Source organism: bacterium, from assembly GCA_029210965.1.
GTDB lineage: Bacteria > BMS3Abin14 > BMS3Abin14 > BMS3Abin14 > BMS3Abin14 > JALHUC01.
Map to the genome: position 1 here is coordinate 37263 of JARGFZ010000015.1, position 12565 is coordinate 49827.

Here is a 12565-nt window from a genome sequence, read left to right on the forward strand (position 1 = left end):
ATGATCTCAGTGCCGATAAAGTTCATGCGGACAGAGTTAATAGTGGGCATTTTATGCATGCTGCTGATGACCTGTGTGCCGGTGGCTGCCCGGGCGGCCACCGTAGGGCTTATCCTTCCCAAAGACTGCGCTTTTTCCTCCGACGTCAAGGACAAGTTTTCCGTTCATTTAAAAGAGGCAGGGATCAAGGATAGCGAGATCCTGATGCAGCGGCCAGGTTCGGACAAGGTGTCGCGCCTTAACAGTATGAGGAAGTTCCTGGCTTTCGGGGTGGATGTCATTGTGGTATGGGGCAGTACTTCCATTAAGGAGATCGCAGGTGAGGCGGGCAAAACACCCATTGTGTTTGTTGGTGTGTGGGATCCTGTTGAGAGCGGCATCGTTAATGGCCTTAAACAGCCGGGTAAAAACATCACAGGCGTTGTGGGGAAAACCGCTACAGCCTTCCTGCTGGATAATATCATCGAAGCCACCGGTACCAAGGTTCTCGGAGTCATTTACCATTCAGGTCTTGTTGACAGCATGGGACAGTACGGTGACGTCAAGAGGATGGCACCCGGTAAGGGCCTGGAACTTGTGGAGGCTGACCTTCAGACAAGCTCCGAGGAGGAGACCTCCGCAGCCCTGGAACCGGCCCCGTTCCTGTACCTGGCCCAGGGGTGTGACGTGGAAGGCGGCGTTTATGAGGCTCTGGCGAAGCTCAACAAGCCGGCCGCCACCCAGAACCCGGGTATCACAGGGGGTGGCGTTATCTTTACTCTCGCTCCGGACATGGATGAGACCATCAAGGTCGCCTCCGACATCACGGGGCGTATTCTGCAAGGAGAAAAACCTGGGGATATTCCGGTAGCCAGGATCAAGAAGGTCAACTTTAAAATAAACGTGGGTGAGGCACGCAGGTTGGGCGTAAAGATCCCCTTCGGAGTGCTTAATCGTGGGACCGAGGTAATCAGATAGGTGCAGACATGATCAATTTCACAAAGCTCTCAATAAAGATCAAGGTCTCGATCTTCGTCGCCGTCATTCTTGTCGTTGTTATTGGTTTAACGACGATGATATTCTCTTCGGAGGTCAACCAGCGGCTTGAGAAGGCCCTGCTGGCCGCTACCACCCTTGTGGGAGAGAACCTGGTCAGTGAGATCAAGAAGACGGTAGACATGGGCATCTACCTTTCCGAACTGGACGGTCTTTCCGATCAGCTCACCCAGGTTGTGGAGCAGGATGCCACTCTCGGTTATATCTATGTCGCTGACAACAAGGCCGCGGTGCTCTACTTCAGCGACGGGATGGCGGAGTGGGTGGGGGAACTGGCCAAGGTTTCGGATTCTCTCCTCGAGGATACCGCGACCCCGGTAACGGCACTGATCCAATCCGGGGGTGAGGGGTACTACCAGCTTTCCATTGCCATTGATTCCATGGGAGATTTTCAGGGATACCTCGCCATCGGTCTCAAGGAAAAGGTCATAGGCGAGCAATTAAAACAGATCAACAGGCGCATGATCCTCATCGGGCTGTTCAGCTTTCTCATTGCCACCCTTATCATCGTTGTATTTTTGAACAGGCTCATAAGCGTGCCTCTCGCGAGTCTGGCGGTAACCGCAAGACAGATCTCCGACGGGAATATCATGGAGCCTGACATCGCTGTGCGGCACGATGAGATCGGGGAGCTTTCAGGAGCCTTCGGGGTGATGGCTCGGGAGCTTACCGGCATGATTTGCAGGTTCTCCGATACATCGTCCAGCCTCCAGAGTTCTTCGGTGGACCTGTCCTCCGTAGCCGGGAACCTTACGACCTCCTTCGGGAAACAGATGGAGACCCTCGACGGGGTGGTAACCGCTATCCAGGAGATCGATGAGCTGGCCAAGGACCTTTCCAAGCAGGCAATTAACCTGAGTGATACGGCCAACGAATCCTCCGCATCCATTACAGAGTCCACATCTGCCATCGGGGAGATCAACCTGAATATGGCTGAGATCAACGAGGCTATAGAAAACATAACCTCCTCCATACTCCAGATGTCCGCTACCTTTGGAGAGTTGGCGGAGGGGGCTGATGAGACGGCCAAGCTGGGAGAGGACGCCATGGACGCTGTGTCCAGGATCAGCGAGGGCGTCAAGAACATGGAGATGATGGTGGACCAGTCAAAGACCCTGTCTGAGGATATGAAGCTCAACGCTCAGGACATCGGGTCCAAAGCTGTCAGGGAGACCCTCCAGGGCATTCTTTCCATAAAGGAGGATGTCCAGAATTCTGAACAGGCCATGAAACTGCTTAACGAAAAGGTGGACAGCATAGGGGATATCGTCACTGTGATCGAGGGTATTGCCGACCAGACCAACCTCCTTGCGCTCAACGCAGCCATCATCTCGGCCCAGGCCGGAGACGAAGGCAAGAGCTTTGCCGTGATCGCCTCCGAGATCAGGGAACTTTCCGCAAGCACAACCGAGTCCACAAAGAAAATATCCTCGGTCATCCAGTCGGTCCAGCAGGAGGCCAAAAGCTATACCAACTATGTAAAGAGGGTCAGCCATAGCGTGGAAGAGGGTCATAACCGCGGTCTGCAGGCAACAGAAGCGCTGGACAAGCTCGTGGAGTATGCTAACGACTCTGCTAGAATGTCTGGAGAGATCTCCCAGGTGACGCGAGAACAGGCATCGGCCAGTGAAATGGTGGCCAGCAGCATCGAGCATTTCACCAAGCGGGCTGACGTGATCAGACGCGCCACCTCCGAAGAGGCGCAAACGGCAAAGTTCATCAGGGATTCAATCGAGAAGGCAAAGGGGATGGTGGAAAAGGTCTATCGGTCCACAGAAGAGCAGAACAAGACCAGCCAGATGATCAACGACATGGTCATCAAGGCTGAGGAGATAGCCAGCAGACTGCAGCAGGCTACCGAGAGAGAAAAAGACCTCATCACTTCCATTTCCGGTTCCGTGGAGTCCCTGAGGGATATGAGCCAGGAGAACTTCGGAATGGTGAAGAGTGTCGATTCCTCGTCAGAAATGCTTACCGATCTGTCCTCCTCCCTGGGCAAGGAACTCGACAGGTTCAGGATGGAAAATGGCGCGGAAAAGGGACCTTCCATCGAGGAAGGGTAGCGCAACTTTTCGGGCCCGCTAGAAGCAGGGCCCCACAAGGGAGCGGTGGTTCATGAAAGGTTTCGAAAGAGCATTTTTGGTCCTGTTATTGGTTCCTGTCCTTATGGTGTCGGCGTGCAGCAACCCGCTGGACAGCAGCAGTACGGACGGTGTTCAGTTCACTCCCCAGCCCCTGGGTATGGATTACTGCTACGATTGCCACAATGTCCCAGGTTCCAGTCAGGCGTTCGAACAGGTATTTGAGGGATGGGTGATCAGCCGGCACTCCAACTTCGACTACTACGATAGTGTTTCTCATTCCGGAACCCCTGTGGACCCCTTCAATTTGGGAGTGTACAACTACAGCGACATCGAAGGCTATCCCAGCTACTATTCCAATACTTTGGTTTACCCGACAAGCTGCAGCCCGTGCCACATGGGTCCTGACGACGGAGGTCAGTTCCTCGATGCCAATGCAGGTGGGGTGATATTCAATGACCCGAACCTGGGGGAGCAATACCGTTTTATAGTCGACTGCGAGGCGTGCCACGTAAGTGGAACAGGACATTTTGGCGGAGCTTCCCCTCCTGAGGTGGCCATCCCGGCCTTTCACCAGTGCACAGAGTGTCATCCGCCCACTGACCCCATGCTCATTTCCCCGGCCTTTGCGGATGCCGAGCACACCGACCACCACGGTCCCGATTCGACCCGCATGTGGTCCTATGGGGATACGGTTATTTACGATATCGTGGGAAGAACAGGAGCTTCCCCTATAGACACAGCGACCCTGGTCCTGGCTTCCAATTCCTTTGATGCCTATATCATCAGTGCGGCTTGGCTTGCTGCCAACGGCGGTTCCTGGACCTTCGATTCCCACGAGACCATTAACGATACTCACTACCAGGGGATCTGGATGATCGACGAACCTAACGAGCTGGTGATCTACGAGGTCCCCACCTCCAGGTTCGGTTACGTGGACCTGACCAACACCTCTCCCAATTCGGGCATGGCCAGAGCCGACGCTGTTGACTCTTGCACAGCAAGTTGCCACGGGGCCCACGAGTTCGATCTCACCATCAACGAGCAGTGGTTCCACGGCGCGCATCATCCCAACATTGAGGGTCCCCTGGGAACAACCACAAGCAGGGGGAATGTGGTACTGGACATTCCCGGGCCAGCCAACTGGGGGGCGGTGGACCATGGGTTTAACGCCTCGTGCTATCGCTGCCACAATGCCATGGGGTTCGCAGAGGTGGCCCCGGGTTACGGCAACGCCATTCTCACACCTGCCAATTCGGACGGTTTTATAACCTGCAACGCTTGCCACGATGGGGTGAATTACCCGACTGCTAATGACAAGAGTCTCCGCTTCAGCGGAGCGGTGCCTCTGTACGATTACCAGGGTGTTCCTTTGGCAAATGTTCAAGCGGGAAGGAACGCTGTTTGTGTTTACTGCCATCAAGGCCGTGAGGATGGCAGTCACGTTGATGCAGATATCGCCTCAGGCTCGCCGGGATTCAGGAACATGCACTACCTGGCTGCCGGCGCCACCCTCTACGGAATGAAGGGGTATGAATATTCCGGAAAGACCTATGCGGGAGAGCATACCTTCCACGTAGTGGCTGGTTGCGCCGGCTGCCACATGGCGGATGATCCCCCGGTAGACGATGTGGGTGGTCACACTTTCCACATGGCCTATGGGTCTACTGAAAATACCGCCTTCTGCGCAGCGTCCTGCCACACGTTCATGGTAGCTCTGGACGATCCCGGGGCACCCCATGCTCATGGTGTGGACTGGGATGGAAATGGCGCCACCGTATCGGCCAAGGATGAAGTGGCATATCTCCTGACAGTACTCCTCCATGACGCCATCGAGGCCTACGACAGCCCCGACGATGCTGATACGATAGCAAATATAGACTATTCGAGCAGTTATCCCTATTTTGGAACTTCCGACCCCACCCAGCAGTGGGACGGCACCGTTGCCAAAGCAGCTTTTAACTGGCAGTTCATATATAAAGACCCCGGAGCTTATGCCCATAACCCGAAATACGCAGTTCAGCTATTAAGGGATTCGTACAATGACATGGTCGATGCCCAACCGGCAGGTGCTCCGAGCATACCATCGCTGGGCGGTACAAGACCTTGACAGCAGCGATGAATGGCGTAGGCTAAACGTAGCAAACCGAGTCATCAAAACTGTTAACTGTGTTCGCAAAGGAGGGGGAAAATGCTACTTTGGCTAATGGTTGGTATTGCCTTGGCTGTTTTTGGGGTCCTTGAGATCATGCTCAACTTTACTATGCCCTTTGTGGAGCTCAGGACTATCCTCCTTTTTCTCCTGGTCATGGGGATGTCCTACCGCATCTATCTCATGGAGCGGGGAGGGGAAAAGGAAAAACTTAAAAACAAAGTCCGTGAACTGGAGGACAAACTGCGCCAATTGGAGATGGGCTTGGAGTAGGTTTAAATGGTTAAAAGCGTCAGGGGTCGAGGGTAGTCAGAGGATTACTCCTGAGGCCTTCAACCCCGGCGATTAAAAGTGCCGTAAAAGCAGTTCGCTGAAGGGCCGAAAGGCCCTTCAGCCGTTATTGTGGAATGTCCGGAAGCCAAATGCCCGCCAAGTTTACAGTAAAACCGAATTTTCACCACGGAGATGTTGAAGCATGGAGGAAAAGGAGAAAGGTCAAGTTCCGGGTAAAGGCGTGAATACTATAAAAGCGATGTTTTTTTACCACTGAGATCAGTGAGAACAGTGAGAGAACCTTTAAACCAGGAAATACCGCTTGTCATTCCGGGCACCGACCCGGAATCCAGTGGTATTTTTATTAAGTACGATAAAAGCTTTAACGCAGGGTGACGCAGAGCGGCCGATCATGGCCGCACCGCAGGGTTACGCAGGGTAAACCTTTAAACTGAGGGAAGGACGGTATCCAGGTCTAAGTATCCAGGTTTTACGGATCACCCGTCTTCGCTTTCAGCTTCCGTCTTCGTTCTTCGAACTACGCCGTGACAAGTCGCCGTGGCAGGCGGATCACGAATTACGATTCACGGTTTATTCACCACAGACACAGAGGTCAAAGAGGAAGGCTTAAGGCTGGGGGAAAGAACAGGTTCTATGAAAGTAAATTTTCCCCTCGCAAAAACTATGGCAGGCATGGAAGTTCTTCTCACAGGATAACACTGAAACTATTGAGAAAACCGAAAGAAATCATTGGCGGATTAGTGTGAGAGGTACAAATTGACACAATCGAGATTGAAGGATGGAAGCCCGGCAAGGGTAAAAAGGGTTGGGCTGAGCCTTCGCAGGGGGGTTCTTTCGGGGGTTTTCACCTCCTGGGCCCTTCTGAAGGTCATGATCCCCACCATGGTTCTGGTACAGATCCTCAAGGTGACCGGCCTGTTGAGTTCCATGGCTGTCGCTGCGGCTCCCCTGATGGATTTTTTCGGCCTGCCAGGTGAAAGTTCACTCGTTCTGATTACGGGAGGTTTGGTCAATATTTACGCCGCGATAGCTGTCGCTGTAAATATCCCCCTCACGGCTAAAGGGATGACGATCCTGGCCATCATGGTTCTCATTGCCCATAACCTCATTGTGGAGACCGCGGTTCAAAGCCAGTCAGGGACACCGGCCTGGATCACTCTCCCCGTCAGGATCTCAGCCGCCATTTTTGCCGGCCTCTTCTTCGCCTGGATCATGCCGGGAGGTGGAGAGGTTCTGGTTCAGGCTGGGATGTCCGCCGATGGTGTCCACACCTGGGGTCAGATCCTCATCGCCAACATGATATCCCTTGCCAAGATCATCGTGATCATCATCAGTCTGATGGTGGTTATGGACCTGAGCCGGGAGTTCGGAATTATGGATCAAATTACTGCCGGCTTGAGTGTGCCAATGAAGTTCCTGGGAATGGACAGGCGGACCTCCCTGGTAACGGCTGTGGGGCTGCTTCTTGGCCTGGCCTACGGTGCAGGTCTCATTATTGAAGAGACAAGGCAAAACAATATCGGGAAAAGTGAGATCCTCCCAACAAACATTTTTTTGGGCACCAACCATGCCCTGATCGAGGACACCCTTATCTTCGTTGCCGTTGGGGCCAGTTTGGGATGGATCGTTCTCGGACGTTTGCTGGTCGGTTACTTGATGCTCAAAATCTCCCTACCTCTGGTCCGGTATTTCTGGAAGCCAGAGGGGTTTGGATCAAATTAGGCCAAATTGTAGTGATAACAACTTGACACCGTGTGACTAGTGGGAAACAATACGGCAATTCGAGTCGGTCGGGATGGCCTTGGCCGGTCAAATAACATTGGAACAGGGAGGAAAGACCATGAAAAAGTATAACTGTACAGTCTGTGGTTATCTCTATGACCCCGCAGTAGGCGATCCAGACGCAGGGATCGCCGCCGGGACCCCTTTTGACGATCTACCCGAAGATTGGGTATGCCCCGAGTGTGGTGCAGACAAGAGTTTTTTCGAGGAGGATTAAATTGAGCGCGATCCAACTTGCACCTGGTGTTCACTGGATAGGTGCCATCGACAAGGACATTCGCGTTTTTGACGTGATCATGAAGGCGGAGCAGGGAACGACCTACAACTCCTACCTGGTCCAGGGATCCAAAGGCTGCGCCCTTATTGAAACGGTGAAGGCCCGGTTCTACGACTCTTACCTTTCCACGATCGAGACCCTGGTCGATCCAGCACAGATCGACTATATCGTTATGAACCACGCGGAACCGGATCACTCCGGGTCTCTGGGCAAAATCCTGCAGGAGGCTCAGTCGGCTCAACTCGTCGCCTCCAAAAACGGTGTCCCTTTCATCCAAGGGATACTGAACCAGGATGTGGATGTCCGGGCGGTGGGGGATGATGATTCCATCGATCTGGGGGGTGTGACCCTGGAGTTCATCCAGGCTCCATTCCTCCATTGGCCCGACACCATGTTTACCTTCGTAAGGGAGCATGGCATCCTGTTCCCCTGCGATTTTCTGGGCAGCCACTATGCCGATGAGCGGATGTTCGATGATGAGTTAGACGATTTTACCTATGCCCGCAGCTACTACTTTGACCATATTATCCGTCCTTTCAAAGAGTTCGCTGTTAAGGCTATGGACAAGATAGAGGATCTTCCTGTCCAGATTATCGCTCCCAGCCACGGTCCTGTTCTCCGCACCGATGTTAATAAATACATTGAGGAATGCAGGAACTGGTGTGCGGTGCCGTCCAAGGGCGAGAAACCCAGGGTTCTGGTGTTTTATGCATCCAGTTACGGTAACACGCGGCGCATGGCCGAAAGTGTGGCCGATGGCTGCCGGGGCGCTGGGGCCGATGTCACCCTTTTCGACCTTGAGGTGACAGTAGGAGGTTCGATCCTGGATGAGGTAGAAAGTGCCGATGCTCTGGCAGTAGGGTCCCTCACGATCAACGGGGATGCAGTGAAACCTGTCTGGGACTTTCTGTCCTCCCTGGCTACTCTTAAGCTGAGGGGGAAGGCCGGTGCTGCTTTTGGCTGCTTCGGCTGGAGCGGTGAAGCAGTGAAGTTCATTGAGGACCGAATGAAAGCTATTAAGCTGAAGGTCCCTGTGGAGGGTGTTCGGGCCAAGTTGATGGTTACGGAGCAGGACCTGGATGAGTGCAGGGCCCTTGGTAAAAGCCTGACCGAATCTTTAACCTCCTAGGTTATTGTTTTATGGTGATCGTTTTACGGCATGTCCCCTATGAAGGCCCCGGCCTCATCGAGGACATGCTGGAGGGAAGGGGACTTCCTTACAGGATAGTTGATGTACCCGGGGAAGGGGTCCCCCTTGGAGTGGCAGGTTTTACCGGGATCGTATCCATGGGCGGCCCCATGTCTGTCAACGACGGTACCATGGAGATCGAGAAGGAAAAGGGACTTCTCCTTGAGGCCATAGGGAGGGGTATCCCCATCCTGGGTGTGTGTCTCGGGGCTCAGCTCATTGCCAGCGCCATGGGCGCCAGGGTCTATGCGGGCGATCAACCTGAGGTTGGATGGGGTGAGGTGACCCTGACTAAAAGCGGTATGGCAGATCCCCTCATGGCAGGGGTGGACAGTGTTTTTCCAGTTCTGCACTGGAACGGGGATACTTTTGACCTGCCGGAAGGTGCAGTGAAACTGGCCAGTTCCGATAAGTATGAAAACCAGGCCTTCAGGGCAGGGAGCAACATCTACGGCATGCAGTTTCACATGGAGATCGACGAGGAAATGGTTCGGGAATGGGTTGCCATGGATCTGGAAGAGGAGAACGGCATCGTTTCCGAGCCGGAGGAGATCCTGGATGGTGTGAGACTGTATCTGGACCAGGTACGGTTTGGCGGTTCTTTTGTTATCGGCAGGTTTCTGGACCTTGTGGCGGGGCGGGAGAGTGGTTAGAATAAGCTGAAGTGAAGAGTGAATCGTGAACAGTGAAGGGTCAAAACAACAGATCCGAGAGACGATAACATTGTACTGCTTACCATTCACGTTTCACTATTCACGGTTCACTGAATTTAAATGGAGGTTACAAATGGTTGACAAGGAAAAGGTCAAAGAAGTTCTGGACAAGGTGAGAGTCTCTCTTCAGGCAGATGGCGGTGATGCTGAGCTGGTGGAGATAACTGACGAAGGTCTCGTAAAGCTGCGCCTCATGGGTGCCTGCTCCGGTTGTCCTATGTCCCAGATGACTCTGAAGAACGGCATTGAGCGGTCCTTGAGGGAAAACGTGGATGACTCCATCGTAGTTGAAGAGGTTGTGTAAAATCAGTACCCAGTACCCAGTAGAACCATATGTAATTAAAAAGGTCAGGTTACGCACATATTGCTAGACCTGACCTTTTTGTGTTCACTTTTCCTGGCTCCTGGCTCCTGGCTCCTGGCTCCTGGCTCCTGGCTACTGATTACTCAACTGCTCTCTCATTTTGTACAGGTAGGCTGCGTGTCCCTTCTCCTGTTTCTCCAACTCCGAAACAGAAGCGCGGTCCTCAGGGTTATCGACCATATCTGCCATCTCTCTGTAAAAGCCCACCGACCTGAGTTCGAAGTCGAGGGCCATATCAATGGCCTCGATGACATCACCGAGGTTCTCCGCTTTGCTGACAGCATCTTCAGGACTTGTGAATATACGCCTCGAGGCGGAAGCTCTCAGGTAGAGCAGATCTTGTTCAGTGGCGGCATAGTCCAGTTGACCCGGTCTGGCAAGGGCCTTTTTGAGGATGGCCTCAAAATCGGAGATGTGGTGATATTCGGCCTTTTCAAGGTGTCCGAACAGTTCCCTTGCCTCGTCTGATTCAGCAAGTTCCCGCAGCCTCCTGTAAAAGGCGGCACCGGCGGTCTCGATCTGGATCGCCATCTCGATGATCTCTTTCAGGTTCAGTTTTTTATCGGCCATGATAGCCTCCCATGACTGTGTAATTTGACCGGGAGTAGAACTTATCACCTCACCCGGTACATGTCTAGCAAGTGGTCATTGGAACCGGTTTTGTGATAGAAAATGGGACATGATCCTATTCAATCCTAAAAACTGTCCATCCATGTTTAAACTAACACGGGTATTTGAGACTGGCAAACCCCGGAGCAGGGGAATATTTTTCCTGGCGCTTGCCCTTATCATCCTTGTTCCGATGCAGGCCACGGCAGGAAATATCAAGGTCTCCTGGAACCCCGCACAGGTCAGGTCCGGAGGGGTGGTCATGATGAAGGTCCAGTCACCTGTCAGGCTCATGGCTGCTGAAGCGCAAACGGGTGAGGACCGGTTCCCCTTATTCAAGATGGAAGGGGGGGCCTATGCTGCTTTGGTCGGGGTTGATGTGGCGTTAAAGGAACCATCCATGCCGGTGGATTTCGTTCTGTTCCCGGCCAAGGGCGGGCCACCTTACAGGATCAGGGCAGATTTGAAAATAAAAGACGGGGCTTCGGGAGCCAAACGGACCCAGAACCTTTCACTCCCAACCGGGATGGTGGACCTTTCCCAGAAGAGGGTAAAACAGGTGCAAAAGGACAACAGGAATCTGGGGGATATCCTTGCCACCAGAAGCCGCGAGAGGTACTGGAAGGAAGGGTTCCTTTTGCCGCTGCAGGGCCGCATTACGACCAGGTTCGGCACAGGAAGAGTGTTGAACGGCAAGCCGCGCTCCTCTCACAGCGGTGTGGATATCTCAGGGAAAAAAGGGAAACCGGTAAAGGCATCCAACAGCGGGAAAGTCCTTCTGGCGGACGATTTTTATCTTTCAGGAAAAACGGTGGTAGTGGATCACGGTTGGGGTGTGTCAACCCTCTACGCACACCTGGACAGGATCGATGTCCAGGAAGGACAGGAAATGAACAGGGGTCAGGTCCTGGGCACTGTGGGGACCACCGGCCGCTCCACCGGTCCGCACCTTCACTTCGGGGCGTTCATTCGTGGATCGAAGATTGATCCTCTGCTGCTTGTTGAAGTAACAAAGCAGTTAAGTACCCGGTAATCAGTAACCGGAATCCAATGGCCCTTGCCTGCCACGGTGAAGTCCGGAGGGCGAAGACGGGTCATCGCGAACTATTACCCATGTGAAGCGATCCCAGTTAATATGAAGTCGAATTGTTTTAACGCAGAGTAGGCGAAGGAGCCAGAGAAAGGCCTGAATCCTGGTTGAGGCACACTTGCTATTAAGTCGACGTTTTTTCACCACTGAGTTTATTGAGGACACTGAGAAAGGCTTGAGCCTGTGGAAAAGAACGGTTCTCTTGAATTCGATAAATTTGATATCTGGAATTTCTGGTAATATTAATGTAGAGTTTGTCGGTTCGGGGCGTGGCGCAGCCTGGTAGCGCACCTGCTTTGGGAGCAGGGGGTCGGAGGTTCAAATCCTCTCGCCCCGACCAATATTTGCCTCAACCGAGCGAGAGAACCGCGGTCGGGAAAATATTGCAAGCAAAATGGCTGCACCATTTTGCGCGCCCGTAGCTCAGCTGGATAGAGCAGCGGACTTCTAATCCGCAGGTCACAGGTTCGAATCCTGTCGGGCGTGCCAATGCAAAAAAAAGCCTCCTCAATTTTGAGGGGGCCTTTTTTTGCATCTGCCCTCCAGTATGAGAACCATGTTGCGAGAACAGAGATTGCGTCGATGGTGGGTCTATATAGTTCCCAAAGGTGAGAACTTCTATGTTGGGATCACCACAGACCCACCAAATCGACTCAGACAACACAGTAGTCCCACTTCCTTCTACGTCAAGGGTCCCCTTGAAAGAGACCAGGCCATTCGTTTAGAGAAAAAACTGAAAAAATGCACGAGACTGGAGAAGTGGGCCCTCATTAGAGAGTTCTCGCAACAAGAGTGAGCCTGTCCCCCGTAGTCCTGACCTTGTCGAAGGACGAAGGGGGGAATCCTGCTTGTCACGTCGTAGCTGTAAGCGAAGACGGATCGGGCGTGCCACAAATAAAAGGCTATCCATTGTTTGGTGGAGAGACTTATTATTTGTGAGCACCTTGAGCAAGCCGTGATCCTGTCTGATGGCGCGTCG

At 53.2% G+C, this 12565-nt stretch carries 12 protein-coding genes and 2 tRNA genes; 13 read left to right on the forward strand and 1 reads right to left on the reverse strand.

Annotation, left to right across the window (positions count from 1 at the left end; genetic code table 11):
• The 9 genes from P1S59_07795 (at position 1) to P1S59_07835 (ending at position 9827) form a co-directional block, all read left to right on the forward strand.
• Positions 1-957, forward strand: coding sequence for an ABC transporter substrate binding protein (locus tag P1S59_07795; protein MDF1526153.1), 957 nt, complete (start codon positions 1-3; stop codon positions 955-957).
• An 8-nt stretch (positions 958-965) separates the two neighbouring features.
• On the forward strand, positions 966-3098 hold the full coding sequence (locus P1S59_07800) for a methyl-accepting chemotaxis protein (GenBank protein MDF1526154.1): 2133 nt from the start codon (positions 966-968) through the stop codon (positions 3096-3098).
• Between the two features lie 52 nt (positions 3099-3150).
• Positions 3151-5226: a hypothetical protein gene (locus tag P1S59_07805; protein ID MDF1526155.1), complete on the forward strand. Its 2076-nt coding sequence runs from the start codon at positions 3151-3153 to the stop codon at positions 5224-5226.
• Between the two features lie 81 nt (positions 5227-5307).
• On the forward strand, positions 5308-5541 hold the full coding sequence (locus P1S59_07810) for a hypothetical protein (protein ID MDF1526156.1): 234 nt from the start codon (positions 5308-5310) through the stop codon (positions 5539-5541).
• A 777-nt stretch (positions 5542-6318) separates the two neighbouring features.
• Positions 6319-7284 carry a hypothetical protein gene (locus P1S59_07815; protein MDF1526157.1) on the forward strand — a complete coding sequence of 322 codons (966 nt, stop codon included), beginning with the start codon at positions 6319-6321 and terminating at the stop codon, positions 7282-7284.
• A 118-nt stretch (positions 7285-7402) separates the two neighbouring features.
• Positions 7403-7561 (forward strand): rubredoxin, encoded by a 159-nt coding sequence (locus tag P1S59_07820; GenBank protein MDF1526158.1) that lies wholly within the window; start codon positions 7403-7405, stop codon positions 7559-7561.
• A gap of 1 nt (position 7562) precedes the next feature.
• A complete protein-coding gene (locus P1S59_07825) occupies positions 7563-8750 on the forward strand; it encodes an FprA family A-type flavoprotein (protein MDF1526159.1) in 1188 nt (395 codons plus the stop codon).
• A gap of 11 nt (positions 8751-8761) precedes the next feature.
• Positions 8762-9463 carry a type 1 glutamine amidotransferase gene (locus P1S59_07830; GenBank protein ID MDF1526160.1) on the forward strand — a complete coding sequence of 234 codons (702 nt, stop codon included), beginning with the start codon at positions 8762-8764 and terminating at the stop codon, positions 9461-9463.
• A gap of 133 nt (positions 9464-9596) precedes the next feature.
• Positions 9597-9827 (forward strand): NifU family protein, encoded by a 231-nt coding sequence (locus P1S59_07835; protein ID MDF1526161.1) that lies wholly within the window; start codon positions 9597-9599, stop codon positions 9825-9827.
• A 132-nt stretch (positions 9828-9959) separates the two neighbouring features.
• On the opposite strand, the gene P1S59_07840 is transcribed toward P1S59_07835, so the two are convergent.
• The gene (locus P1S59_07840) at positions 9960-10457 is read right to left on the reverse strand and encodes a ferritin family protein (GenBank protein MDF1526162.1); all 498 of its coding nucleotides are present in this window, start codon (positions 10455-10457) and stop codon (positions 9960-9962) included.
• 142 nt (positions 10458-10599) lie between these two features.
• On the opposite strand from P1S59_07840, the gene P1S59_07845 reads away from it, so the two are divergent.
• The 4 genes from P1S59_07845 to P1S59_07860 all read left to right on the forward strand — a co-directional run bounded on the left by P1S59_07845 (position 10600) and on the right by P1S59_07860 (position 12382).
• The gene (locus P1S59_07845; protein ID MDF1526163.1) at positions 10600-11529 is read left to right on the forward strand and encodes a M23 family metallopeptidase; all 930 of its coding nucleotides are present in this window, start codon (positions 10600-10602) and stop codon (positions 11527-11529) included.
• 320 nt (positions 11530-11849) lie between these two features.
• Positions 11850-11926, forward strand: a tRNA-Pro gene (locus P1S59_07850).
• A 72-nt stretch (positions 11927-11998) separates the two neighbouring features.
• A tRNA-Arg gene (locus tag P1S59_07855) sits at positions 11999-12075 on the forward strand.
• Positions 12076-12142: 67 nt separating this feature from the next.
• A complete protein-coding gene (locus tag P1S59_07860) occupies positions 12143-12382 on the forward strand; it encodes a GIY-YIG nuclease family protein (protein ID MDF1526164.1) in 240 nt (79 codons plus the stop codon).
• The last annotated feature ends 183 nt before the right edge of the window (positions 12383-12565 follow it).

Bases quoted from the DNA above. Each gene is read 5' to 3' on its own strand.
- P1S59_07795 (MDF1526153.1), top strand. From the start codon at position 1: ATGATCTCAGTGCCGATAAAGTTCATGCGGACAGAGTTAATAGTGGGC.
- P1S59_07800 (MDF1526154.1), top strand. From the start codon at position 966: ATGATCAATTTCACAAAGCTCTCAATAAAGATCAAGGTCTCGATCTTC.
- P1S59_07840 (MDF1526162.1), bottom strand. From the start codon at position 10,457: ATGGCCGATAAAAAACTGAACCTGAAAGAGATCATCGAGATGGCGATC.
- P1S59_07860 (MDF1526164.1), top strand. From the start codon at position 12,143: ATGTTGCGAGAACAGAGATTGCGTCGATGGTGGGTCTATATAGTTCCC.
- P1S59_07830 (MDF1526160.1), top strand. From the start codon at position 8,762: ATGGTGATCGTTTTACGGCATGTCCCCTATGAAGGCCCCGGCCTCATC.
- P1S59_07805 (MDF1526155.1), top strand. From the start codon at position 3,151: ATGAAAGGTTTCGAAAGAGCATTTTTGGTCCTGTTATTGGTTCCTGTC.
- P1S59_07820 (MDF1526158.1), top strand. From the start codon at position 7,403: ATGAAAAAGTATAACTGTACAGTCTGTGGTTATCTCTATGACCCCGCA.
- P1S59_07810 (MDF1526156.1), top strand. From the start codon at position 5,308: ATGCTACTTTGGCTAATGGTTGGTATTGCCTTGGCTGTTTTTGGGGTC.
- P1S59_07845 (MDF1526163.1), top strand. From the start codon at position 10,600: ATGTTTAAACTAACACGGGTATTTGAGACTGGCAAACCCCGGAGCAGG.
- P1S59_07835 (MDF1526161.1), top strand. From the start codon at position 9,597: ATGGTTGACAAGGAAAAGGTCAAAGAAGTTCTGGACAAGGTGAGAGTC.